Below are 24,035 nucleotides of genomic sequence, written 5' to 3'. Positions count from 1 at the left end.
CAAACGATAGGGATTGATACTCGAAGTTCGGTACCTTGTCGCAGACCGTAAGCAAAAAAATACACGCATTACGAGCATAGCATGGCGCAAAAAAAGCCCAGCAAGCACATGGTTGAAGCGAACAACAAGTGGCATTTTTTCGCGCAGAGTTGAATTTCTATGCGCGTCTGCAGTGCACCTATCCATGTATCGAGCGGAGGTGATGCCGGTCTTCCATTAGCAGCGAGGCCGGAGAGAATAGAGACGTGGGCTTGGTTTGCACAGACCGGCACTCAAACATGGTCGCACTGGCTTGTCTGGGGCACGGTCGATGGGAAGCAATAACGTGACTTTAACCGTAAAGGTATTGCTGTCTGTCTGCCGTTTGAGTTCCGCGTGGCCACAACAAAATAGATGGCGCACCTAAGTATTCCGGTGTGTAACCTGAAAACGAATTAGCCATGAACGGAGCCAGATGAGATTTGACCACTGGCCGCTTGAGCAAGAGGGTCGTAAGAGACATCGACCGTCTTACTTCGATGCTCCGTTCGCCATCCACATTTCCGACATTCGCAGCGAGAGGGAAGTGCGTCATTACTCAGAGGTCACTAGGACGGGTGCCAACAAACCTCGCGCAGTCGCATGCAATGAATATCTCTTTAGTCCACGAACACCTTTGAAACGCTTCTGCTCTTTCAGCTTAGCGATAGTAAGCCAAATCACTTCAGCAAAGCGCCTTCGAAATCATCGCAAAATGCCGACGCGAGGCGGGATATCGGGCGCCCTGGACGCGTCAAAAGGCATGCTCCAACCGGAATCATCGGATCGAAGGCGCGTTTGACCAGCCCCATATTCGGCAAGAACGATGCGGTATAGGGATCGACCACAGCCACCCCGTTGCCGGATTGTGCGAGAACAGCCGCAGTGTGGCAGTAGCGGACCTCGACCTGAGGGGTATATGGCACGCGGGCGCTCTCAAACGCGGTTTGCAGAAGAAGGCCCAGCCGAGATGCCCGATCAAGCCCGATGAATCCATGCGTTGCAGCATCCGCAGGCCCGATCACCGAAAGCTCTTCCAACGGATGACCGGGCTTTATCAATGCCACCATGCGGTCGGTGCGCAATGTGCGTATGACCACACCGGGGTGGGCATCGAGACCCAGGACAAGACCCAGATCAATCGCCCCAATAGCGACCGCGTCGATCACATTCTCCATCCGTCGTACATCGTATTGCACCGTGACACGGGGACGAGAGGCAAGGAACGCGTGAAGCGCCACAGGCACCACAGAATGTCCCAAAGGTGGGGTGGCCATGATCCGCAGTTTACCCGTGGAAGCGCCACGCAGATCCCGCACACGGCTTTCGACAGAGCGGAGTTGTTCGAAAAGCGGCTCGACCTCCTCGAACAAGCTGCGCGCTTCGCTGGTGGGCAGCATGCGTTTCTTGTGTCGCTCGAAGAGAGCGAACTGCAACTGGTCCTCAAGCTGTTTGATCGCGGTAGAAACGGAGGGTTGCGATATGCCCAGCTCTGCAGCCGTGGCAACAGTTGTCTGATGGACCATAAGCGTGCCGAAAATCTCGAGCAGACGCAGAGAGAGGTCGTTTCGGCGCTTGATCTTCATGCGAGTAATATATGCAGCCTAAAGCTGCGAAGCCAGAACGGTACCCATCGCCATCGCCACAGCAGCTTGTGTCGGGTCAATCACTGGGCAACACAGCTCAGCTTCCAACGGCGCGCGGTGCACAGCCATGCCTGCGCACCCCAGGACAAGCACGTCTGCGCCATCCGTTTGCAAGGCCTTCCCCACCTCGGTGAGACGCTTGAACGTGCCGTCCCCCCGTGCACTTTCATCGACGGTCATATTCAGCGCGCGCTCTCCGGCAAGGCGGTCGAGCACACCCATCCGGCGCATGTAGCGGCGATGGCGCAGGGTTGAGGCTTCGGCAATCGCCACTACGCCGACCCGGTCGCCGCGCGCCAAAGCGGTGAGCATACCGCTTTCCTGAATACCGAAGACCGGCACCGGAGAGACGGAACGACATGCGTCTATGCCCGGATCGGAGTAGCATGCGATGACGAAGGCCGAGGCGTCCGCTCTTTGCTTGATCAGATCGACCAGCGGCAGGACAACCTGATCTGAGTGCACCTGGCTTTCGATGCCAAATGGTCCGTCGGTCAGGGTGACACAGTCGATCGCCGGGCCATCCGCGCGCGCAAACGGCGCAAGTGCGTTGACGAGCCCGTCGGTCACGGCCTGATTGGAATTGGGGTTGATGACGACAATGGGTCCGGTCATGGCGCGATCTCGGCCCCGAAGTTCGTGGCCGGGTCCAGTTCCGGCACGACATGGCCGGGATGGCCAGTCATATCGACGGGACGGCGGGGCACGAATTGGCCCGCGCCGGGTTTTGCAATCAACGTGCCTTGATCCACCACCCGCGCCCCGCGCGAAAGTACTGTCACAGGCCAGCCGGTCAGGGACCAGCCGTCATAAGGCGTGTAGTTCATCGCATCATGCTGGTTCTCGACAGTGACAGTACGCGTCTCCTCTGGATCCCAGATGGCAAGGTCGGCATCCATACCGATGGCGATGCTGCCCTTGCTGTCCATCCCGTAGAGTTGGGCCGCATTGGTGGCAGACAGGGCCACGAATTGCTGCAAGGTAATGCGCCCTTTGCCAACCCCTTCGCTGAAGAGAAGCGGCAGGCGGATGCCGATACCCGGCATGCCGTTGGCGATCTGCTTGAACGAAGCATTCGGGCCGTTTGCCAGCTTGCCGGTATCATCAAAGCGATAGGGCGCGTGGTCAGAGGAAAAAACGCTGAACGTGCCCGCCTGAAGGTGACGCCAAAGAGCCTCTTGCGTGGGCACGTCGCGCAAAGGTGGAGAGCACATGTATTTCGCACCCTCCATGCCCGGACAGTCGAGATCATCTCGGGTGAGGAACAGGTATTGCGAGCAAGTCTCGCCAAAAACCTTGGCGCCAGAGAGGCGCGCCTTAGCGATAAGCTCAGCGCCTTCGGGCGTAGAGACATGCACGATGAAAAGCGGCGCATCCACGAGAGCAGCTAGGGAAATGGCGCGGTTGATCGCCTCGATCTCGGCCAGCGCGGGGTGGCTGGGCGCGTGGTAGCGCGGCGCGGTATGGCCAGCGGAGACCAGACGGTCAGAAATCCAGCTGATCATGCCAGAGTTTTCGGCATGCACCATCGTCAGCGCGCCGTGGGTCTTGGCCACGGTCAGGATATCGAGGAATTGCCGGTCATCAATCCGCATCAGATCATAGGTCATGAAGACTTTGAACGAGGTGATGCCCCGCGCAAAGGCGGTAGGCAGCTCGTCATTCAGCGCCTTTTCCGTAGGGTCGGCAATAATCAGATGATAGCTGTAGTCGATTACCGAAGCCCCCTGCGCCCGGCTGTCATAAAGGTCGAGCGTTTCGATCACGCCCATCCCCCGATGTTGCGCGGCAAAGGGTACGAAGGACGAGTTGCCGCCATAGGCCGCGCTGATGGAGCCTGTGCGGTAGTCATCAGAGGTCATCCCGCCGGTCGCGGATTCCTGGGCGATATGGCAATGCGCCTCGATCCCGCCAGGCAGGACCAGCTTGCTTGTCGCATCAATCATATCGTCGGCCTCAAGTCCCAAGCCCAGGGCAGCAATCTTGCCGCCCGCGATACCGACATCGGCGTGAAAGCGGTCGGTCGCGGTGGCGATCTCTCCGCCTTTTATCACCAGATCATATGACATGTGTCTCTCCCCTATCAGACCGCACAGACGGCGCCACCATCGCAGCGGATCAGGCTGCTGGTAACATAGCTGGCCAGGAACGTGGCGACGTGTACGGGTTCCCGGGCTGGGTTTCTGCACCCGTCGGACACCAAACCTTCGGCGATTCCAAAGCCCCGCCCATGGGAGTAGGAAGACATGACGAGAGCGCCTGTGCCTTGCAGTCCCAGATCCATCAGCCGAGCTCCTTCAGACGCTTTTCAAGGCGATTGGTCAGACGGGTCAGTTCATCGGCATCTGTCGACGTAAGCGCCGGGCCCGGTGCGCGCACCTTGGCACTGGCGATCACGCCCCGGCGGCGCAGCACCTCCTTGCGGATGGCAAGGCCAAGACCAAGCTGCTGTTCATAGCGCACAAGGGGCAGATAGGCGTCGAAAAGATCCTCGGCCCCGTCCACATCGCCGGCCTGATGGCGGGCAACGACCTGCACCAGCATCTCTGGATAGGCAAAGCCGGTCATGGCGCCATCGGCGTCGCGCTGCATCTCTTGAGGCAGGAACAGAGCCGAATTCCCCGTCAGGATCGACAGACGCGGGACATTTCCGGTGCCCGTCTCGGCCCGCACGCGCGACAATTTGGTAAGGCCCGGCCAATCCTCGTGTTTCAGCATGACGATCTGCGGATGATCGACGGTCATGCCGATGATGCTTTCGACCGACACCTGCACGCCGGTCGTCTGCGGATAATCCTGAAAGCAAATCGGTACGTCCGACCCCAAAGTGGCGCAGACCTGGGCGATGTAGCTGCGCAGCTTTACCTCTGTTCCCAGACCTGGTTGCGGCGCGACCATGACACCCGCCGCGCCCATCTCCATCGACGTGTGAGCAAGGCGCGCCATATTGTCGAGACCCGCGGCAGAGACGCCAACGATCACCGGTACACGTCCTGCCACCCGGTCGAGTACCCGGCGTGCGAAGGTCACAGCCTCGTCACCCGCCATCTTGGGTGCCTCGCCCATGATGCCTAAGATAGTCATGCCGCTGACGCCGCAATCGAGATAGAAATCGACCATGCTGTCGGTGCTGGCCAGATCAAGCGCACCGCTGTCGTCAAAGGGCGTCGCGGCGATGATGAAGACGCCGCTGGAGTTTCGGTCGATGAGGTTGGTCACTTAAGGTCTCCGGTCATGTCGGGGCGGACGGGATGGACTGCGGTGCGATCTCCTCCAGCCTTGCATAGCGGTCTGCAAAAAGCCGCGCGACGGGATAGTCGCCGTTCCAATGCACATGCCAGTTTGCCGGATCCACCAGCCCCTCGCGTGCCGCAAGGCTCACAGCCTCGCCAATGACGATCTCGCGCTCTGGGCTGAAGGTCAAGGCAACGGTGCGGCGGCATTCTATGGCAACGGGCACATCGGCCAGACGCGGCGGGGCGACGTGGGTCGAAGGCGCCGTCAGCAGGCCCAGCGCCTCGGGCTCTCCTTCGTCGGGCGTATAGGCGGCGGCGGTGCCGACCATGGCTTCGGTCAGATCGGGCGTGGCGATGTTGATCACGAACTCTCCGTTTGTACGGATGTTGCGCGTTGTGTCCTTTGGCGATCCATCTGCGTGATGTTCAAGGCCAAGGGCAACCAATGCCGGATCCTTGCCGAACAGGTTGAAAAAAGAGAACGGCGCTGCATTGACGATGCCCTCCTCACTGATCGTCGTGATCCAGGCGACCGGGCGCGGGATCACCACTGCAGTCAGCAGCTTGTAGCGGTCCTTGGCCTCCAATGCGCACAGATCAACATTCAACGTCATGTGTCGGGATACTCCACCCCGGTCTGGGCGGTGATGCGCCCGTAATGTTCGGTCCGGCGGTGGCGGGCAAAGTCGAAGATGGTGGATTTGCCGAAAGCGCAAAGGTCCATATCACAGGGATAGACGATCAACTCGTCCCCTTCGGTCTCGGCCCGCGCCACGACAAAGCCGTTGGGATCGACGATGATGCTGCCCGCCATCAGCGGATGGCCGTCCTCGTCCCCCGCCTTGGCCACGCCCACCACCCACGAGGCGTTCTGGTAGGCCCCCGCCGTCATCGACAGATCCGAATGATAAAGCCGTTGCTCCAGCCCTTCGGCAGAGGCCTGACTGTTCACCGACGGCGTATTGTAGCCCAGCATGATGAGTTCGGCGCCCTGAAGGCCCATCACGCGGTAAACCTCGGGCCAGCGGCGGTCATTGCAGATACACATGCCCATCCAGGCATCCAGGTTGCGCCAGACCGGAAAGCCCAGATCACCCGGTTCGAAGTAGCGCTTCTCAAGATGCTGAAAGGCGCGGTCATGGTCGTATTCGGAATGTCCCGGCAGGTGGATCTTGCGGTACTTGCCGACGATCTCACCGGCCTTGTCGGTGAGGATGGATGTGTTGAAGTGATGTCCATCGGGCGTGCGTTCTGCGTAGCCAAAGCTGATCGCTATCCCATACGTGCGCGCACGGTCAAAAAGCGGCTGCGTAGCAGCGTTGGGCATTTCGGTTTCGAACCATGCCTCAACCTCTGCCGGGTCCTCCATGTACCAGCGCGGAAAGAAGGTGGTAAGCGCCAGTTCGGGAAAGACCACCAGATCACAACACGCTCCCCGCGCCTGATCGAGAAGGGCAAGCATACGGTCCACGACCTGCGCGCGCGTGTCGGTGCGCTGAATGGGGCCCATCTGCGCGCCTCCGATGACGATTTCCCGCATGGCGTTCCCTTTCTTGTCTTAGCTTGCGATGCGCCGTTCAAACCTGCTGATCAGTCGGACCAGCGGCCAGAGCATTGCGAGGTAAATCCCCGCTGCCAGCACCAGCGGCGACGCATTGTAGGTGAGCGAGCGCACAAGGCCCGCAGCATGAAGCATCTCACCCAAAGACACGACCGAGGCGAGGGAGGTGAGCTTGATCACCTCGACCACGTTAGACATCAGATCCGGCAGGACGTTGCGCGTGGCCTGCGGCAGGACCACGTGGATCAGGGTCTGGTTCTGGGTAAGCCCGGTTGAGCGGGCGGCTTCGGCCTGCCCCTTGTGGACCGATAGTAGACCTGCCCGAAAAATCTCGGCGAAATAGGCGGAGTTGTTCAGGAAAAACCCAATGGCAACGGCGGCAAAGGGCGACAGGCTGAGACCGGCGAAGGGCAGCCCGGCGTAGATGAAGATCAGAAGGACAAGAGGCGGAACCGCGCGGAAGAGATCGACTAAGGCGATGGCTGACCAGCGCACGGCACGGTTTCTTGAAACGGCAGCCAAAGCCGCGAGAAGCCCGCCAACCAAGCCGAGTGGGATCACCACCACGCAGATCAAAAGAGTGATGCCGAGCCCCTGCAGGACCAAAGGCAGGGCCTTCACCATGATCTCGACGTTGAAGAACTGGGTTAGGATCGCCTCCATCTCACACACCCGGCGCTGCAAAGCGCGTTTCGAGCCAGCGAGAGAAGATCACCAGAGGCAGAAACAGCAGGACATAAGCGATGGCTGCCAGCATCAGGGGGGACGCATTGGCAGAAAAGCTTTGGGCCGTGGTGGCCTGACCTAGGATGTCCGGCACGCCGATGACCATACCAAGGGCGGTCATCTTAGTGATGGCAATGGCCCGGTTGGTGAGCGGTGGGATGACCAGGCGCACGGCTTGCGGAAGTATGACCCAGATGAGCGTTTGGGTGAAGCCGAGCCCGGTGGAGCGGGACGCCTCCCACTGGCCCTTAGGCACGGCGGTGATCCCGGCCCAGACGATTTCCTCGGCAAAGGCGGCGAGGACGAGGGTGAGGATCAGGTAAAGGACGGTGGAGCTGGAGAGGAGAATGCCAAGGTTCGGCAGGCCGAAGAACACGAGCAGGATCAGGACGAGCGGTGGAAGTGCCCGGAACATATCAGCATAGATGACGATCAGGGCAGAAAGAGGCCGGATGCGGTAAGCCCGCAGGCAGGCCAACGCCGCGCCACCGACGATCCCGCTGACCACGATCAGCACCGACAGAAGCACTGTGACCCAGACCCCTTGCAGGATCGACGGCGCATAGCGCGCAAGCACCGCGCCGTTAAAGAAGGTGTCGAGAAACGCCTCCACCTCAGCCCCGACCGGAAAAGCGCGCAAGAAAGGTCTGTGTGCGCTCGTGGTGCGGCGTCTCGAAGATCTGTTCAGGCGTCCCCTGCTCCACGATCCGACCGGCATCCATGAAGATCACGCGGTCGGCGGCGTCGCGGGCGAATTTCATCTCGTGACTGACGACAAGCATCGTCATGCCCTGCGCCTTCATATCCTGCATGACCGCCAGCACATCGCCCACCAGCTCTGGGTCCAGCGCCGATGTCGGCTCGTCAAAGAGCATTACCGACGGCTCCAGTGCCAAGGCGCGGGCGATTGCCACGCGCTGCTGCTGGCCGCCCGAAAGATGCGCAGGATAGCTGGCCGCCTTGGCCTTCAGCCCGACACGGTCTAGCGCGGTGAGCCCCATTGCTTCAGCCTCGGGACGTGGCAAACCACGAACCTTGCGCAAGGCCAGCGTGACATTGCTGAGGGCCGAAAGATGCGGGTAGAGGTTGAAGGCCTGAAAAACCATGCCCATCCGCCGGCGGAGTTGGTTTACGTCCACTTTCGGTCCGGTGACCGGGTCACCTTCCAGCGTGATCTCCCCTGCATCGGGTTCCTCCAGCCGGTTGCAACAGCGTAGCATGGTGGATTTGCCGGAACCGGAGGGGCCGAGGACAAAGACCAACTCACGGCGGGCAACGGTGAGGTCGATGCCCTGCAGCACCTCCTCCGACCCGAAGGACTTGCGCAGGCCGCGCACTACCAGCGTGGGTGGTGCCACGGCCTCCTGCGCGGCCTGCGTCATCTTAGTTGCAGGCTGGTGTATGACCATTGTCCAAATACCCATTGAAGCCCGGTTGTCCGAAGCCCGCAACAGGCGTGACGGCGGCAGAACCTTCGGCGGGTGCGGTGCCAAACCACTTCTCGCTGAGCGCGGCGATGGTGCCGTCGATCTTCATGCACTCGATGATCGCCTCCACCTCGGCGCGCAGATCCTCATCGCCCTTGCGGAAAGGCATGCCCCAGACGAGCCCTGTGGAATGCAGATAGCTCAGCTTGATCGCCGGGTTCTGCTTGGCCGCCCAAGCCGACACGGTGTTGCCAGCGACGTTGGCAAAGGCGCGGCCTGATACCACCGCCTGCACGGCGTCGCTGTTGGTGCCGTAGCTTTCGACGGTCCAGCCGATCTCATCCTCCAGCCCGCGCGCCCAATTGTCATAGACAGAGCCCTTATTGACGGCGATCACCTGTCCTTCGAGGTCCGCCAGATCGGTGATGTCATCGGCATCCGCAGCGATGACAAACTGAAAGTCAGTGTTCAGATAGCCTTCGGAGAACAACAGGTTTTCGGCACGCTCTTCAGTGATGGTGACTGGCGCCACTACGAAATCATATGTTCCCGCCGCAAGCGCCGGAAGAATGCCGGAAAACTGCGTCGCGACGATGTTCATCTCCGCCCCCATCCGGGTGCCAATTTCGTTGGCGAGATCCACGTTGAACCCTTCAACGCCACCGCTGAGGCTTGGCATCGCGTGTGGAGCAAAGGTGCCGTCGAGCGCAACGTTAAAGGTCCTGGTTTCGGCCAGCGCCGGTGCGGATAGGGTCAGGGCGATAGCCAAGGCGCCCAAGTTCAATAATGGTGTCATACTCACCTCCTGACATCTTCCCTCCCACCGACAGGCTAGACGAGACCCTGCGGACCACATAGGAAAATTGATAAATTTATGATTTAATTTCAGATGACATCATAGCTATTGCTTATATTTCTCCGGCTACTCACATTATCGCTTCAATCAGAAACGGGCCGGGTTCCTGCGTGGCCGTTTCGAGCGCTTTGAATAGCTCATGCACGTCGTCCACCCGAACACCGGAGACGCCCATACCCTTGGCGAGTGACACGAAATCGAGCTCCGGGCGGTCGAGATTCAGCATATCGAGCGCGGAGCGACCGGGATTGGCACCCACGTTGAAAAGTTCATGTTTGAGGATCTCGTAGGTTCGGTTGGCAAAGATGACGGTGGTGACATTCAGGCTCTCCCGCGCCTGTGTCCAGAGGGCCTGGATCGTGTACATGGCAGACCCATCAGCCTGCAGCGTGACGACGGGACGATCCGGCGCGGCGCAAGCCGCACCAGCCGCGAGAGGTGGGCCAATGCCGATGGCGCCGCCCGTGATGGAAAGCCAGGAATGAGGGCTGCACCCAGCCGTCGCGTCATAGATTGACCGGCCGGACGTGATGCTTTCATCGACAACGATGGCATTCTCCGGGAGCGCTGCGGCAATAGCGATGGCGAGACTGTCGGGAGTAATGGATCCACTTGCGGGAGGTGCGGCCAAAGGCGCGTCTACCGGCGCTGTGGCCCGCGCACCGAGCCGATCGGCCAAGGCCGCGATGGTGGCAGCCCCGTCCCCGTCCGGACCACACAGCGACAGGACCTCACACCCCTCCGGCAGCAACAGGCTGGGGCGGTCGGGATAGGCGAAGAACGCAACAGGTGGCACCGTTTCGATCAGGATCGCATTGGCGTATGGCTTGAGCATGTCGAGTGCGAGGTCGATGGGATAGGGAATACGGCGAACGGCTGCGCGGCCCCTGCCCCGCTCAATCCGCCTGTTGGATGTCGGCGCCAAAACGTCGGCACCGGTGCGGGCCGCGATACCTTGCATCAGCGCCAGCGCGTCCGGGTCCTCCAGAACCGCGCCACCGACAAGGAAAACGGTCGGATCGTCACTCTCCAAAGCGCGAACCGCATCGGTCAGAGCCGCCTCGTCCGGGGCCGCAAGAACGGGAGAAGGGGGAGGTGGCGCAAGCACGCCCCCCGCATCCCATCCCACATCGGCAGGCGCGATGAGTGTGGCAATTGCGCCGGGTTTTGCAGTCGCAGCAGCAAAGGCGTCCATCGCATCAGCCGCGAACTGGCTCGGCGTCATGGCCGTGCGCACCCAGTCGCTGAAGGGCCGCGCGGCGCCTTCGACATCGGCAGTGAGCGGCGCATCATACTGGCGGTGGCGCAAGGCATGATCGCCCACGAGATTTATCATCGGCGTGCGGGCCTTGCGGGCATTGTGAATGTTCGCCGCTGCATTCGAGAGACCGGGCGCAAGGTGCAAGAGCGTCACAGCAGGCTTGCCAGCCATCCGCGCGTAGCCGTCCGCGGCCCCGGTCACAACCCCTTCGAAAAGTCCCAGCACGCAGCGGAGGCACCCGGTGCGATCAAGCGCGTCGACAAACTGCATCTCAGATGTACCGGGATTGGCAAAACAGACGTCTATGCCGGCGCTATGCAGGCTGCGCACCACGCTTTCAGCGCCGTTCATTGGGGGATCGTCTTTCATGTTGCACTCTGTTTTTTGAGGGCTGCGCTTTGCAGCACGTCGAGGCGTCGTTGCAAGCTCGGCGCTGTGGGCGTTGTTTGAATTGCGACCGTCTCAGGCACAACCTCTTCGGCAAAATGGCAAGCCACGCGCGTTGCACCAAGCGCGCGCAACTCCGGACGCTCAGTGCGGCAAACCTCTTGCGCCATTGGACAGCGAGGATGAAACGCGCAGCCAGACGGTGGTGCCAGCGCACTGGGGGCATCGCCTTGAACCGGCTCAGTCCCATCACGAATGGTAGGATCCGGGCGCGGGGCGGCTGCGATCAGGCTCAGCGTGTAAGGGTGGCGCGGTGCGGCAAAGAGCGCCTCGGCAGTCGCTTCCTCGACAATCCGGCCCAGATAGATCACCGCGACCCGCGCCGCGATGTGCCGGACGACGGCCAGATCGTGGCTGATGAAGATGTAACCGATACCGAATTGCGCCTGCAGATCCTGCAACAGGTTCACGATCTGCGCCTGCACACTGACATCAAGGGCAGAAACTGGTTCATCGCATACGATCAGGCGGGGCCGCGTGGCGAGCGCACGCGCGATGCCGACACGTTGACGCTGGCCACCGGAGAATTCATGCGGATAGCGCTGGGCGTGGAAGCGCGACAAACCACAGGTGCGCAAAAGCTCAGTGACCTTGTCGTCAACAGTGTCAGGCGTAGCCAAACCGTGCAAAAGCAGCGGTTCAGCCAGCGTCTCGGCCACAGTCATCCGCGGATTGAGAGAGCCGAAGGGATCCTGAAATATGATCTGCAACTTGCGCCGCATGTCGCGCATGGCGTCGGTCGACAGGTTGAGGATTTGCTCTCCGTCCAGACGCACGGAACCGTCTGTCGCCTCTACCAGCCGCAGGACAGTACGCCCGATGGTGGACTTGCCGCAACCAGACTCGCCGACGATGGCAAGGGTTTCGCCCTCATTCACGTCAAAGCTGACATCGTTGACGGCCTGAACATGCCCGACGACGCGACGCAGCAGCCCCCGGCGAACGGGGAAGTGTTTGGTCAGACCACGGACTTCCAGCATTGCAGTCATACCGTGGTCTCCTCAATTGGCGCGCGCCAGCACGCGACGGCGTGATCCGGGCCGATCTCGCGTAACGGAGGCACAGCGCTGCGGCAGCGGTCGTCGGCCAGCGGACAGCGGGACGCAAAGCGACACCCGTCGATCTTGACCCAGGGCGGCGGGACGGACCCCGCAATGGTAGAGAGCCGGTCAACAGTGGTGTCGATCCGGGGCACAGCGGCCATAAGGCCGATCGTGTAGGGGTGCTGCGGGTCGGCAAATAGCGCTTTGGTCGGGGCCTGTTCGACCACGCCACCGGCATACATGACAACCACGTCGTCGCAGGTCTGGGCCACGACGCCCAGATCGTGCGTGACCAGAAGAACGGCGGCGCCGGTGCGTTCACGCAGATCGGTCATCAGATCAAGAATCTGCGCCTGAATCGTGACGTCGAGCGCGGTCGTCGGCTCATCCGCGATCAGCAGGTCAGGATCGTTCGCAAGCGCTAGCGCGATCATCACCCGCTGTCGCTGCCCGCCGCTCAGTTGGTGCGGGTAGTCATGGGCCCGCTCCTTCGGGGACGGCAGACCCACCAGGTCGAGCAGTTCAACCGCACGGTCCATGGCGGCCTTGGACGAAAGCCCGGAATGCACGGTCAGGCTTTCGACAATCTGCTCGCCACAGGTATAGACCGGGTTGAGTGAGGTCATCGGCTCCTGAAAGATCATTCCAATCCGCCCGCCGCGCAAGACGCGCATGTCGCGCTCCGGCATGCTGAGCAGGTCGCGCCCTTCGAGCACGATGCGCCCGCCTGCGTAATGCCCCGGAGGCTGCGGCAGCAACCGCATGATCGAGAGGGACGTGACGCTTTTGCCGCAACCGGATTCGCCAACAAGGCCGAGAGTGCGGCCCCGCTGCAAGGTCAGGCTGACGCCCTGCAGGGCGCGCTGAACAGTGCCGCTGACATGGAATTCGACGGCAAGGTCTTCGACCTTCAGGAGCGGTTCGGTCGTCGTGCCGATATCGACCTCCTCCATCTTCATGCGGTGATCGGGTAAACGTAAGGCGACGCCTGATCGTGCCGCCGGTCGGCGAAATCGAGACCGCGGAAGGCCTCTTCGGCCCGGCGCTGCGCCGCCTCAAGACGGGCCAGCGCGTCGGGCAGATCAAAGGCCTGCACGGTGCCGTCCACGACCACGTGGCGCCCATCAATAAAGACGTCGGTCACGGCCCGCTCGCCTGCGACATAGATGAGCGAGCGCAGGGGATCACGCAGGGGACACATTGACGGCGCAGTGATATCAGCCAGGAACAGATCGGCCTTGGCGCCGACGGCCAGTTTGCCGATGTCGTCGCGACCCAGGATCGCAGCGCCTCCGGTCGTGGCGGCATCGAAGATATGGCTGGTGCGCAGGTCGTATGCATTCCGAGAGGTGACACGGCTGAGATACAGCGCATTGCGCAGTTCTTCGAGCATGTTGTGTGGGTAGGTGTCGGTGCCGATCCCGACTGGCACACCGCCGCGGATATAGCGCCCGACGGTGTTCATTGTGATGCCACGGCGCTGGAAGACAGTTGGGCAATGGGCGACCGCGGCGCCACTCTCCTGTAGCAGGGCGAAATCGTTCGCCTCGGGCCAATAGACCATGTCGTAGTCGTTGAGGAAAATCCCATGGCCGATGATGGCGCCCTCCGCCAGCACACCCAGATCGTCAAGCCATTCCAGCGGGGTGCGACCATGTCGGCGGGTGATCTCGTTGAACTCCACCACGGACTGGGCAGCGTGGATCTGGAACGGCAGCCCCTTGTCCTGAGCGGCAGCAAAACTGTCGCGGATGAGGTCAGGCGTGCAGGTGTCTATCTGCGACGGGGAAACCATGCCCGACAAGCGCCCGGACGGATGCGCTGCGGCGGCATCGACCAGCGCCAAGGCGGCTTCCATAGCAGCACGACCTGCGGCCTCGTCCCACTCATAATCGACCGTGCTGCCAGTGTCGGTATACCAGCGGGCGGAGCGGTACATGGGCGAGACCACGCCTCGCAGGCCGGATGCGGCGAAGGTATCAAGCCAGCCGTCCCAGGCGACCGACAGGTCCACGAGGGTCGTAACGCCCGACAGCAAAAGCTCGCTGTAGGTGACCTCGACACAGGCCTGGCGGCCCTCGTCATCGGGGCGAAAGAGCGGCATGAATTCATAAAGCGAAGACATACCCAGCTTGGGACTGCCCAATTCGTCCAGCATCCCCTTGTTCATCGCCTCGGACGACGGATGCGAATGGATGTTGACCAGACCCGGTGAGACCAGCCGGTCACGCCCGTCGATCTCAACATCCGCCGTGCCGTCATACGTGCCGCCGACATGAATTATCTTGTCTTCTTCAAAGGCGACATCGCCGTCCTTGAGGTAGGTATGCGCGCCCGCCTCGTGGGCAACGATCCAGGCTGCGTTACGAATAACAGTGACGGGCATGGGGACCTCCGGTCAATCTGGGTCAAGCGGGGCCGCTCCAGGCGGCCCCGTCATGCGTTACTCTTTGAACTTGAGGTCGAGACCCTTGTAGAGCCCGGCACCATAGATGTTGTGCGGCACGACGGTCTCCAGATCTGCCGACTGCGCAACGACCATCGGCTCGTGATAGAGCGGCAGCCAGACTGCAGCGTCATGCACAATCTCCAGCACCGCGCCGTAGCTTTCGGCGCGGGTCGCATCGTCCAACGCGGTCTTGCCCGCTTGCAGCAACTCGTCCGTCTGTGCGTCGTTCCAGTTCATCCGGTTCGGCGTAGGCATATTCTCGGACCGGAAGTACAGGTTCAGCGCATCACCGGACGAGACATAGGGAAAGCTCATCCCGAACATGTCAAACTCCTGCGTGGCAAGGCGGCCCCACGCGACGGTTGCGTCGAACGCCTGAATGTCCATCGCCACGCCGATTTCCCGCAAATAGGCTTGCACAGACTCCGAAATCTTGCCCCAGGTCGATCCGGCAAAAACGTACGCAATTGGCTCCAGCCTCACACCGTCCTTGCTGCGCACGCCGTCCGAGCCAAGCTCCCATCCAGCTTCGTCGAGGATACGGTTCGCTTCATCAGGATCGTAGGTCAGCAGCGTGTCGTCGAGCGCCGTGTTCCAATCAAGCGCACCTTGCGAAACGTAGCTATAAGCCGGTTCCACCTCGCCAAAGAACAGGTCCTCAGCCATGGCAGTCTGATCGACCGCGAGGTTGATCGCCTGCCGCACCGCAGGGTCAGAGACAGTCGCCTTGTCGATCTTGAACCCCATGAAATAGGTCCAGAAGGCAAGATCCGAGCGGACAACCTCGACCGTCGGCGCGTCGCGCAACTGCGCCAGCGCGATGTCGGGCACATATTGTGTGATCTCGCTTTGGCCCGTCAGCAACGCGACCGTGCGGGTGTTTTCCTCGGGCACAACCTGCCAGGTGATCTTTTCCATGCTGGCGGGACCGGTATTGGTGTGGAAGGGTGCGCCCCAACTATAGGCCTCGTGACGCTCGATGATCATCTTGTCGCGCGGGGTCCATTCGACCCAACAGAATGGGCCAGAGCCGTTGAAGCCTGAGACACCGAAATCCTCGCCCAGCGCCTCGACATTGGCGGAATCGATAATCGTGCCGAAGGATTGCGTCAGTTGGTAAAGCAGTTCCGAGAAAGGCTCGCTCAGCTTGTATTCGACGGTGAATTCATTGACCGCGGTCACGCTCTCCACATCGCCCGCGCGCCAGGCGACCGGCGATTTCGTCTCGGGATCGACCCAGCGCGTGATGGAATAGGCGACATCCTCCGCCGTCATCTGCTTGCCGTCGCAGAAATAGACATCATCTCGCAGGTTGAAGGTGTATGTCAGGCCATCGTCCGACACGTCCCAGGATTCGGCCACGCCCGGCTCGATCGTCTGCATATCAGGGTTCAGCGACACCAAAGTGTCGCCCAGCATGAACAGCACCTCGGCCGCGGCGCGGGCTACCGCGCGGTGTGGGTCGTAGTTGTTGCTGTCGACCTCGCGCACTACGGTGATCTCTGCCGCTTGCGCGAAAGCAGGCAGGGCAAGCGCAACAGCGGTGGTTAAAGTCAATCGTTTCATTTTCCTTATCCTCTTCCTGTTGGGTCTTCTTTTGGGGTCAGGACCGCAGACGCGGGTCCAGCACATCTCTAAGCGCATCGCCCAGCACATTGGCAGCCAGCACGATCACGAAAATCATCACCGACGGGATCACCGCGATATGCGGTGCAAAAAGCAGAAAATCTCGCCCTTGCGCGGCCATCATGCCAAGTTCAGCCTGGGGCGGCTTGGCGCCGAGGCCCAGAAAACTGAGGGCAGCGCCAATGAGGATGATCTGGCCAAAGCGCAGGCTGATGAAAATCAGGATGGACGAAATGCAGTTGCGCAGAAGGTAGCGCGTGAAAAGCGCCAGATCCGACAGACCCACGGCACGGCCCGCTTCGATGTATTCCTGTTTCATAACGCTGACAGCGATGGACCGCGCGATACGGGCGCAATCAGGTACGGTTGCGATGGCCAGCGCGATCATCACCGGGATGGCACCGGGCCCGAAGACGGCAACAAGGGCCAGCCCGAGAAGGATAGCAGGGAAGCTTAGCATGACATCCACCAACCGCATCACCCAAGGATCGAGGCGCGGGCGGAAGGCGGCAAGCAGGCCGAGGAGAGAGCCCAGCACACCGCCCAGACCCACACTGACAAGACCGATCAGCAGTGTCAGGCGCGTGCCATAGAAGATGCGGCTAAGGATGTCCCGGCCCTGCCCGTCCGTGCCAAATGGGTGAAGCCAGGCGCCACGGTCGCTCCAGACCGGAGGCTGCATGACGGCACGGGACGAGGCGTAAGGATCATGCGGAGAGATCAGCGGCGCGAAGATGGCGCACAACACGATGATGGTCAGAACGATCAGCGCCAAGAATGCTGCCGGATCGCGGACCAGCCGCCGCCACCAGGGCAGGCTGGGCGCCAGGGCATCCAGATCGACGGGTTCAGCGATGCTCATGATGTCTGCACCCGCGGATCGAGCAGTGCGTAGAGTACATCGACGATCAGGTTGATGAGGATGAAGGCCAGCGCAAGGATCAGGATGGCGCCTTGGGCCAGCGGGAAGTCACTCGACAAGATGGCGCCTACGGCAAGACGCCCGATGCCTGGATAGGAAAATATGCTTTCCGTCACCACCGCACCGCCGAGCAGATAACCAGCCTGCAGCCCCACAAGCGTAACCACCGGGATCAGCGCATTGCGCAACCCGTGACGCAGGATGACGCGCGTCTCGGACAGCCCCTTGGCGCGGGCGGTGCGAACATGATCGAGGCGCAGAACCTCCAGCACCGATGATCGGGTCATCCGCGCCACCGGTCCAATGAAGATCAAACCAAGAGACAGAGCGGGCAGCGCGATATGGCGCAACCCATCAATGGTCCAAAGCGGCCCACCCCGCCCGATGAACGGCAGAAGCCGCCATTGCACACCGACGAAGTGGATCAGCATCAGACAGATGAAGAAGATGGGAAGCGAAACGCCGGCCACAGAGAACGCCATGATCGCCCGGTCAGTGATGGAGCCGCGCCAGACCGCGGCCAGTGTGCCCAACGCGATGCCCAGAGGGATCGACCAGATCAGACAGGCCACCATCAGCTCGGTCGTCGGACCGATGGCAGCGCCCAACTCGCTGATAACCGTCTTGTTGGAGATGAGTGAGCGGCCCAGATCCCCCTCCGCCATACGGCCTAGATAGCGAAAAAACTGAGTGAGTACCGGTTCATCAAGACCCATCTCGGTGCGGATGGCCGCGACAACCTCGGGGGTGGCCATCGGACCGGCCATCACAATGGCCGGATCACCGGGAACGAGGATCAACAGGCCAAAGCCCAGAAGCAAGACGCCGAAAAGAACGGGGACGGAGATAATCAGACGGTTAAGAACCAACGTCATCATATTGCCGCACCCTCCCGCCGGTACACGACCTGTCCACCCAGAATAGTGAGGTCGCATTGCACTTCCAGCAGACGCTCCGGCTCACCCGCCTCCACGGCGGTGAAGAAATCCGTGTCAAAGACTGCGACGTCGCCCAATTGCCCCGGTGTGAGCCGCCCCTTGATCCCCTCTTCGTGCGCCGCGTAGGCACCCGCATAGGTGTAGGCCTCTAGTGCCTCGTCCAGGGTGAGCGCCTGATCTGCGCCCAGCAACTTGCCTTGCTGGGTCTTACGGGTGATCATCGTGTAGAGGTTCGGACGCGGGTCGATCTCCACCACCGGGCAATCAGTGCTGGCGGAGGGATGCAGCCCCCGCTCCAGCCAGGTGCGCATCGGATGCGACGCCTCGATCCGCTCACGCTCCAGCAGGGTGAGGTACAGATCGCCGAAGTAATAAAGAAAAGCAGGCTGCGGCGCAGGCAGGATATGAGCAGCGACCATCCGCTCCATCTGGTCGGGGCGCAGCCATCCGCAATGCTCGATCCTATGGCGTCGACCCGGATCAGGCGTCTTGGCCAGAGCCGCCTCAAGCGCATCCAGCACCTGATCAATGGCCGCATCGCCAATCGCGTGGATCGCCATGCGGTAACCTGCGTCGTGGGCGGCGGCGACCATTTCGTTCAGCTCATCGGAAGGCAGGCAGAGCAACCCTTTGTCCTCGCCGCCCAGATACGGCCTTGTCATGGCCGCTGTGCGTCCACCCGCGCTGCCGTCGGTGAAAATCTTGACCGGACCAATGCGAAACATGTCGCCGCCGGAACCGGATATCATGCCGGCGCCCATCGCCTCAGGCAGGACGTTTCTGCTCTTGTCGCCCATCAGCGTGGCATAGACGCGTACTGGCAAGCGTCGCTCACGATGCGCTTTCTGATAGGCCAGCATCTCGGTCCAGCCATCACGGATGCCCACAGCGGCCTCCGTACAGGACGTGATACCGTAGGACAGCAGATCGCGACCGCCCCGTTCGATTGAGGCGACGAGTTCGTCGACATTAGCCGGTGGAAGGACCTGCATCACCGCGTCCCGCCCGTTTTCAGCCAGAAGCCCGGTCAGCCGGCCATTCTGACGCTCAATCAGACCACCGGGTGGCGATCGGGTGTCTTCGGTGATCCCTGCAAGCTCCAAGGCGCGCGAATTCGCAACCGAAAGATGCCCGCATGTTCGCACGATATAGACGGGGTGGTCGGGTGCGGCCTGATCCAGTTCCTCCCGATACGGATGGCGCCCCACATCAAGCTTGAAGTGGTCATAGCCTCGCCCGATCAGCCACTCATCTTTCGGTGTGCTGGCTGCCTGCGCGCGCACCACATCGAGGAGCCCCTCCAGCGTTTGGACCTCAGATGGGCGCAAATCCATCTCCGCCATGGACGTGCCATACGGAATGAGGTGCATGTGTGCGTCATTGAGGCCCGGCATCGCAAAACGCCCAGCAAGGTCAACCACTCGCGTGTCTGGTCCGATGAGCGAGGCAAGGTCCGCTGCAGTACCGACCGCCAAAACCCGCCCGCCCCAAAAGGCGATTGCTTCGGCCCGGTCGAGGTCTTTGCCGCACCAGACAGTCCCGCCGGTCAGCACAAGATCGGCAGACACGATCGCGCTCATGAGCGCTTGCGTCTTGCAATGGGTTGACCGGATCCATCGTCGTTGTGCATGCGCCTCGCCAGTCTCAGGGTGATTTCGGTATTGCGCTGCCTTCAAGTAGACGACCGCATCTGAGTACCTGTCAACGTCAGCCCGATTTGCGCGCAAGCGGGAATGGTTTCGCTAAGTCACTGACCTTGAGCGAAGAATTAAGGGCTACGCTGTTCGCGTCGCTCAAGATCCATTTATTAAAATTCCGATAAGATCATAGCCAAATCGTGGCGTATCTGAATATTCTGAACTCGGACGCCTTGGTTGCCGAACAGGTCAGTGGACCTCAGTTTAGGCTGGATATCCTCCATACAAAGTTTCAGGAAATATCCGCCATCAAGACATCGCAAGGACACGCCAACAGAGGCGGTCACAATGCGGCACATTCTCTAGTTGCACCCTCAGCATGACATCGACCTGCGCGTTTGAACAATGGGCACCTGCACTCTCCGGGATCTGCCTGACTAGGGCCCGTTAGCCCGCAGCTGCAGTACAGATGCTGCGCTCGCAGCCCACTTTTCAGCTGTTCGCTGCCGCTGCCAACACTCAGTGACGTCAGGCCTTTTCTAAAGAGAGTTCGATTGTATACCCGAAGCCACGCACGTTGCGGACGACGACGGCCTCTGTCTCGGCTGAGAGTTTGCGGCGGAGGTAGGAGACATAGACTTCCACGACGTTCGTGCGCGTGTCGAAGTCGTACCCCCAGACCGCCTTGAGAAGCTCTGTCCGGCTCATGACACGGCCCTGGTTCTCCAGAAGGGCGGCCAGGAGCGCGAACTCCGTTGCCGTCAGCACGAGAGGAACACCGGCAACATCGGCAGATGCCGTTGCACGATCAAGCCGGAGAGGTCCCAGAACAGAGGCGGGCGGTGCAGGCTCTGCCAATCCTCCGTGACCCGCTCGGCGCAGCAGGACCTTGACGCGCGCCGTTAGCTCAGAAAGTGCAAATGGCTTTGTCAGATAGTCATCTGCGCCAGCGTCGAGGCCTTGTAGCTTTTCTTCCAGACTGTCGCGGGCTGTGAGCATCAAGATCATGACGCCCAGACCCGCGGCCCGCAAGGCACGGCAGAGTTCGGCGCCTTCGCTGTCAGGCAGCGTTCGGTCGAGCACGATCAGCGCGGGCGGATCCGCTTGGACATGCTCAACCAGACCTTGACCGAAAGTACGGACCGTGACCTCGTGCCCTTCCAGACGCAGGCCCTGAGTCACGATTTCACAGATCTCGAAATCATCCTCGATAAGCAGGATGCGGGCCCCATCCGTCATGATTTGCTCAGAGGCAGCTCAAGACGGACGACGGCGCCGCCATCCTTTGCATTGGACAGACGAAGATGGCCGTCATGCCCCGCCATTATCCAGTCGGCGATGGACAGGCCAAGCCCGTTCCCCCGGCCCTGCCCCTTGCGAAACCGGCGCGCCGGCTCTGCAATCTCGGAGTCAGAGAAACCCGGTCCCTCATCGGCCACCTCCAACACCGCGTGGTTGCCCGCACGCATCAAAGTCACCCAAACCGTGCTTCCGGACGGTGCGGCCGCAACCGCATTGTCGAGCGCGATAAGAACGGCCTGGCGCAGCCGGTCTGCATCGCCCTCGATGGTCAGCAGGGCGTCCGGCTGGCTGGGCATCAGAGTGATGCCCTTCCCACGCGCGAGCTGGCGGCAATCGAGCAAAATGTCCGCCAGCACATCCTGCAAGACCACGGGGCCCTTTTCGATGGAGATCACACCTGCCTCGGACCGGGCCAGAAACAGGAGATCATCGACCAACCGCCCCAGATGATTGGACGTCCGCACTATACGCTCAAGAACCGTCCGCATCGTATCTGCGTCCGATCCCGGATCAGCAAGTGCGACTTCGGCACGGCCCCGCAGAACGGTGAGCGGCGTGCGCAACTCATGACTGATATCTGCCAGAAACCGCGACCGCTGCTCGGACTGCAGTTCCAGATCCTGCAGTGCCGTCGTCAACGCCTCGGTCCGCTCGGCCACCTGACGTTCCAAAGAATCCCGCGCCGCGACCAGAGCGCCGCGCTGCGCCGATACCTTGGCGGTCATGTTGTCGAAACCCCGTCCAACGTCACCAAGTTCGTCACGCCGATTATCGCCGATCCGGGCCTCGAGGTTCCCGGCAGAGACGGCGCGAACTGCAGCGTCGAGGCGTGCGATGGGTTGCAGGATACTTTTGTGTAGGAACGCGGACAGGACCAACGCCCCACTGACCGCCGAGAGGGCAAGGAAGACGACGATCCAGCGAATACGCGCCGCCGCAACCTGAGAGTCCAACAAGGCGTCCCTGACCTGAACCTGTTCGCGAACAACCGACTCTTCCGTCAGCTGATCGAGCGCAACATCGAAGCCGTCTTCAATCTCTTCCGCGTAGATCGCAACTGCACGCGCGGTATTGTCTTGGTATAATGAGCTGACCATGCGCGAGCGAGCGTCCTCCAACCGGGTGACAGCTTCGCGCAGCCCTTTCATGCGGTCGAGTTCCAATTGCACGTAAGCGGCTTCCTGCTGGTTGCCAGACCGAGTGAGGTCTTGGAACTCGCCCAAGATCTTCCGCTCCATGGCGGAAATGGTTTCCATGAGAACGTCGTGCGCCGCCGCTGCTTCTTCCGACTCGGGGCCGAGTATGACGTGTTCGGCAATCTGCTCGGAATAGTTATCAGCCATCTGCGCGATGGTTTTGACAGTTAGCGACTGCTCATAGCTGTTGATGATTTCCTGCATGACAGTCTGGTTAGAGCGCAGTGTCATAAGCATCACGGTCACAACTGCTCCGGCTGTGAGGATAAGCGCTGTTTGCGCAATGGCGATTTTGGTGGTGACGCGCATCTGGTCCTTGGCCCGGCCTTCGACGCGACTGTAGCACCCGTCGTTTTGTCAAGCATGGGTCAATCCAGCTCTCTAACGAAATTCTAATCCGCGCTAATCCCCTTCTAACGGGTAACGCGGACGATCCCACATATCTGGATGGCACACGGTTATGACAACCACGCGACACTCAAGGATCACGCACCAATGCTCCATGCCCGTCCGCCATTTCCAATTGATCCGCGCGCCCAGCGAGCCGAGCCGATGCGGATTGTACTCTATTCCCATGACACGCTGGGTTACGGCCACCTGCGGCGTAACCTGCTGATCGCTGCTGCTCTCGCCGAGATCGAACCGCGCCCCGAGATCCTGCTGATCGGAGGGATGCGCGAGGCGGGCGCCTTTGCCATGCCCGCAGGGGTGGACAGCATCACCTTGCCCGCCTACGCCAAGCAGGGCGACGGCAGCTACCGACCACGCGATCTGGGTGGCGATCTTACACGGCTTGCAGCGCTGCGCGCGCGCATTGTGCGCAGCACAGTCGTAGGCTTCGACCCCGACCTTGTCATCGTCGACAACGTGCCGCGCGGCGCACAATACGAACTTGACGGTATGCTGCGTAAGCTGAGGGCGCGCGGCCGTGCCCGAATCGTGCTAGGGCTGCGCGACGTCATCGACGACTGCGCAACCGTACGCCGGCAGTGGTTGCGTCAGCGCAACTTCGAGACCGTGCGACGTTTTTACGATGCGGTTTGGATTTATGGCGACGCCGATTTCTACGACATCCTGCGCGAGTGCGGAATGCAGGCAGCGCTGGGCGAAAAGGCCGTGCATGTCGGCTATCTTGATCCCACTGGGCGGCGCGACGCAGCACAAGCCGCGCGTGATCTTGGCGCCGTCACCGGTGGTGATCCGCGTCCCTATGTCTACTGCGCTGTGGGTGGCGGCCGCGATGGCGTCGCCCTGTGCGAAGCGTTCGTCCGCGCTCGTCTGCCGGATGGCCATCGCGGCGTACTCGTGACAGGCACGCAAATGCCCGATGACGCCAAGGCGCGTGTCGCCGATCTGGCAAAGCAAAGAGACGACATGACCGTGCTGCCTTTCGTGCGCGAGCCGATTGGCCTGATGGCCAACGCAGCCCGCATTGTTGGCATGGGTGGCTACAACACAACCATGGAGATGCTGGCGCTGGATCCCCCTGCGCTGATCGTGCCTCGCTGCACCCCACGCCGTGAACAGCTGATCCGGACTGCGCGTCTCGCCGCACGCGGTCTGGTCTCGATGCTGCGGCCAGATGCGCTTGGCCCTGATGCACTTTCCGCGTGGCTGGTGTCGCCGCCCCCCCGCCCGCAGAGCCGACCGGATATGGGCGGGCTGGCACGCATTCAATCCCTTGCAACGGTCGGCGCCCCAACCGTCACCCCGCCCGCGCTCGCGGCCTGATCAGAGAGGTTTT

Annotated in this window: 22 protein-coding genes; 1 reads left to right on the top strand and 21 read right to left on the bottom strand. The window is 61.3% G+C overall.

The genetic code is table 11. The annotated features are described in order from the left end of the window. Positions 1 to 698 precede the first annotated feature (698 nt). The 21 genes from FD715_RS08615 to FD715_RS08515 all read right to left on the bottom strand — a co-directional run bounded on the left by FD715_RS08615 (position 699) and on the right by FD715_RS08515 (position 22,600). Positions 699 to 1,604 carry a LysR substrate-binding domain-containing protein gene (locus FD715_RS08615; RefSeq protein WP_147108118.1) on the bottom strand — a complete coding sequence of 302 codons (906 nt, stop codon included), beginning with the start codon at positions 1,602 to 1,604 and terminating at the stop codon, positions 699 to 701. A gap of 18 nt (positions 1,605 to 1,622) precedes the next feature. Then, a complete protein-coding gene (locus FD715_RS08610) occupies positions 1,623 to 2,279 on the bottom strand; it encodes an aspartate/glutamate racemase family protein (RefSeq protein ID WP_147108115.1) in 657 nt (218 codons plus the stop codon). Continuing rightward, positions 2,276 to 3,733, bottom strand: a complete 1,458-nt coding sequence (hydA, locus tag FD715_RS08605; RefSeq protein WP_147108112.1) for a dihydropyrimidinase — start codon at positions 3,731 to 3,733, stop codon at positions 2,276 to 2,278. The genes FD715_RS08610 and hydA overlap by 4 nt, the downstream gene beginning before the upstream one ends. A gap of 14 nt (positions 3,734 to 3,747) precedes the next feature. Further along, a complete protein-coding gene (locus FD715_RS08600; protein ID WP_147108108.1) occupies positions 3,748 to 3,948 on the bottom strand; it encodes a hypothetical protein in 201 nt (66 codons plus the stop codon). After that, complete coding sequence (locus tag FD715_RS08595; RefSeq protein WP_147108105.1) at positions 3,948 to 4,883, bottom strand: dihydrodipicolinate synthase family protein; 936 nt, start codon at positions 4,881 to 4,883, stop codon at positions 3,948 to 3,950. The genes FD715_RS08600 and FD715_RS08595 overlap by 1 nt, the downstream gene beginning before the upstream one ends. Positions 4,884 to 4,896: 13 nt before the next feature. Then, positions 4,897 to 5,514, bottom strand: a complete 618-nt coding sequence (locus FD715_RS08590; protein WP_223274784.1) for a flavin reductase family protein — start codon at positions 5,512 to 5,514, stop codon at positions 4,897 to 4,899. After that, positions 5,511 to 6,440, bottom strand: a complete 930-nt coding sequence (locus FD715_RS08585; protein ID WP_147108102.1) for an N-carbamoyl-D-amino-acid hydrolase — start codon at positions 6,438 to 6,440, stop codon at positions 5,511 to 5,513. Before FD715_RS08585 ends, FD715_RS08590 begins: the two co-directional genes overlap by 4 nt. An 18-nt stretch (positions 6,441 to 6,458) precedes the next feature. Further along, positions 6,459 to 7,124 carry an amino acid ABC transporter permease gene (locus FD715_RS08580; RefSeq protein WP_147108099.1) on the bottom strand — a complete coding sequence of 222 codons (666 nt, stop codon included), beginning with the start codon at positions 7,122 to 7,124 and terminating at the stop codon, positions 6,459 to 6,461. Between the two features lies 1 nt (position 7,125). Next, positions 7,126 to 7,827: an amino acid ABC transporter permease gene (locus FD715_RS08575; RefSeq protein ID WP_223274783.1), complete on the bottom strand. Its 702-nt coding sequence runs from the start codon at positions 7,825 to 7,827 to the stop codon at positions 7,126 to 7,128. After that, positions 7,802 to 8,569, bottom strand: a complete 768-nt coding sequence (locus FD715_RS08570) for an amino acid ABC transporter ATP-binding protein (RefSeq protein ID WP_147108092.1) — start codon at positions 8,567 to 8,569, stop codon at positions 7,802 to 7,804. The genes FD715_RS08575 and FD715_RS08570 overlap by 26 nt, the downstream gene beginning before the upstream one ends. 1 nt (position 8,570) lies before the next feature. Continuing rightward, positions 8,571 to 9,410 (bottom strand): transporter substrate-binding domain-containing protein, encoded by an 840-nt coding sequence (locus FD715_RS08565; protein ID WP_147108088.1) that lies wholly within the window; start codon positions 9,408 to 9,410, stop codon positions 8,571 to 8,573. 130 nt (positions 9,411 to 9,540) lie between these two features. Continuing rightward, positions 9,541 to 11,100, bottom strand: a complete 1,560-nt coding sequence (locus FD715_RS08560; RefSeq protein WP_223274782.1) for an acetolactate synthase large subunit — start codon at positions 11,098 to 11,100, stop codon at positions 9,541 to 9,543. Further along, on the bottom strand, positions 11,097 to 12,167 hold the full coding sequence (locus FD715_RS08555) for an ABC transporter ATP-binding protein (protein WP_147108084.1): 1,071 nt from the start codon (positions 12,165 to 12,167) through the stop codon (positions 11,097 to 11,099). Before FD715_RS08555 ends, FD715_RS08560 begins: the two co-directional genes overlap by 4 nt. Continuing rightward, entirely contained in the window at positions 12,164 to 13,180 is a 1,017-nt protein-coding gene (locus FD715_RS08550; RefSeq protein ID WP_223274781.1) for an ABC transporter ATP-binding protein, read from the bottom strand. The genes FD715_RS08555 and FD715_RS08550 overlap by 4 nt, the downstream gene beginning before the upstream one ends. Then, entirely contained in the window at positions 13,177 to 14,607 is a 1,431-nt protein-coding gene (locus FD715_RS08545; protein WP_147108080.1) for an amidohydrolase family protein, read from the bottom strand. Before FD715_RS08545 ends, FD715_RS08550 begins: the two co-directional genes overlap by 4 nt. 57 nt (positions 14,608 to 14,664) lie before the next feature. Then, entirely contained in the window at positions 14,665 to 16,236 is a 1,572-nt protein-coding gene (locus FD715_RS08540) for an ABC transporter substrate-binding protein (protein ID WP_147108077.1), read from the bottom strand. A gap of 37 nt (positions 16,237 to 16,273) precedes the next feature. Beyond that, positions 16,274 to 17,158: an ABC transporter permease gene (locus FD715_RS08535; protein WP_147108075.1), complete on the bottom strand. Its 885-nt coding sequence runs from the start codon at positions 17,156 to 17,158 to the stop codon at positions 16,274 to 16,276. After that, positions 17,155 to 18,093: an ABC transporter permease gene (locus FD715_RS08530; RefSeq protein WP_223274780.1), complete on the bottom strand. Its 939-nt coding sequence runs from the start codon at positions 18,091 to 18,093 to the stop codon at positions 17,155 to 17,157. The genes FD715_RS08535 and FD715_RS08530 overlap by 4 nt, the downstream gene beginning before the upstream one ends. Next, complete coding sequence (locus FD715_RS08525; protein ID WP_147108069.1) at positions 18,093 to 19,736, bottom strand: amidohydrolase; 1,644 nt, start codon at positions 19,734 to 19,736, stop codon at positions 18,093 to 18,095. The genes FD715_RS08530 and FD715_RS08525 overlap by 1 nt, the downstream gene beginning before the upstream one ends. A gap of 585 nt (positions 19,737 to 20,321) precedes the next feature. Continuing rightward, positions 20,322 to 21,032, bottom strand: coding sequence for a response regulator transcription factor (locus FD715_RS08520; RefSeq protein WP_147108066.1), 711 nt, complete (start codon positions 21,030 to 21,032; stop codon positions 20,322 to 20,324). Then, positions 21,029 to 22,600, bottom strand: coding sequence for a HAMP domain-containing sensor histidine kinase (locus tag FD715_RS08515; RefSeq protein WP_147108063.1), 1,572 nt, complete (start codon positions 22,598 to 22,600; stop codon positions 21,029 to 21,031). Before FD715_RS08515 ends, FD715_RS08520 begins: the two co-directional genes overlap by 4 nt. Positions 22,601 to 22,786: 186 nt before the next feature. Between FD715_RS08515 and FD715_RS08510 the strand changes: the two genes are divergently transcribed. Beyond that, positions 22,787 to 24,022: a glycosyltransferase family protein gene (locus FD715_RS08510; protein WP_189799442.1), complete on the top strand. Its 1,236-nt coding sequence runs from the start codon at positions 22,787 to 22,789 to the stop codon at positions 24,020 to 24,022. Positions 24,023 to 24,035: the final 13 nt, after the last annotated feature.

This window comes from Tateyamaria sp. syn59, assembly GCF_007995245.1.
Classification (GTDB): domain Bacteria; phylum Pseudomonadota; class Alphaproteobacteria; order Rhodobacterales; family Rhodobacteraceae; genus Tateyamaria.
Note: the sequence above shows the minus strand (reverse complement) of the source record. Positions and strands in the feature narration are given on the sequence as shown.

Coding starts and splice junctions, on each gene's coding strand:
- FD715_RS08550 (WP_223274781.1), bottom strand. CDS start 13,180: ATGAAGATGGAGGAGGTCGATATCGGCACGACGACCGAACCGCTCCTG.
- hydA (WP_147108112.1), bottom strand. CDS start 3,733: ATGTCATATGATCTGGTGATAAAAGGCGGAGAGATCGCCACCGCGACC.
- FD715_RS08590 (WP_223274784.1), bottom strand. CDS start 5,514: ATGACGTTGAATGTTGATCTGTGCGCATTGGAGGCCAAGGACCGCTAC.
- FD715_RS08530 (WP_223274780.1), bottom strand. CDS start 18,093: ATGACGTTGGTTCTTAACCGTCTGATTATCTCCGTCCCCGTTCTTTTC.
- FD715_RS08555 (WP_147108084.1), bottom strand. CDS start 12,167: ATGACTGCAATGCTGGAAGTCCGTGGTCTGACCAAACACTTCCCCGTT.
- FD715_RS08525 (WP_147108069.1), bottom strand. CDS start 19,736: ATGAGCGCGATCGTGTCTGCCGATCTTGTGCTGACCGGCGGGACTGTC.
- FD715_RS08615 (WP_147108118.1), bottom strand. CDS start 1,604: ATGAAGATCAAGCGCCGAAACGACCTCTCTCTGCGTCTGCTCGAGATT.
- FD715_RS08520 (WP_147108066.1), bottom strand. CDS start 21,032: ATGACGGATGGGGCCCGCATCCTGCTTATCGAGGATGATTTCGAGATC.
- FD715_RS08570 (WP_147108092.1), bottom strand. CDS start 8,569: ATGACGCAGGCCGCGCAGGAGGCCGTGGCACCACCCACGCTGGTAGTG.
- FD715_RS08545 (WP_147108080.1), bottom strand. CDS start 14,607: ATGCCCGTCACTGTTATTCGTAACGCAGCCTGGATCGTTGCCCACGAG.
- FD715_RS08585 (WP_147108102.1), bottom strand. CDS start 6,440: ATGCGGGAAATCGTCATCGGAGGCGCGCAGATGGGCCCCATTCAGCGC.
- FD715_RS08580 (WP_147108099.1), bottom strand. CDS start 7,124: ATGGAGGCGATCCTAACCCAGTTCTTCAACGTCGAGATCATGGTGAAG.
- FD715_RS08510 (WP_189799442.1), top strand. CDS start 22,787: ATGCTCCATGCCCGTCCGCCATTTCCAATTGATCCGCGCGCCCAGCGA.
- FD715_RS08600 (WP_147108108.1), bottom strand. CDS start 3,948: ATGGATCTGGGACTGCAAGGCACAGGCGCTCTCGTCATGTCTTCCTAC.
- FD715_RS08565 (WP_147108088.1), bottom strand. CDS start 9,410: ATGACACCATTATTGAACTTGGGCGCCTTGGCTATCGCCCTGACCCTA.
- FD715_RS08610 (WP_147108115.1), bottom strand. CDS start 2,279: ATGACCGGACCCATTGTCGTCATCAACCCCAATTCCAATCAGGCCGTG.
- FD715_RS08535 (WP_147108075.1), bottom strand. CDS start 17,158: ATGAGCATCGCTGAACCCGTCGATCTGGATGCCCTGGCGCCCAGCCTG.
- FD715_RS08560 (WP_223274782.1), bottom strand. CDS start 11,100: ATGAAAGACGATCCCCCAATGAACGGCGCTGAAAGCGTGGTGCGCAGC.
- FD715_RS08540 (WP_147108077.1), bottom strand. CDS start 16,236: ATGAAACGATTGACTTTAACCACCGCTGTTGCGCTTGCCCTGCCTGCT.
- FD715_RS08515 (WP_147108063.1), bottom strand. CDS start 22,600: ATGCGCGTCACCACCAAAATCGCCATTGCGCAAACAGCGCTTATCCTC.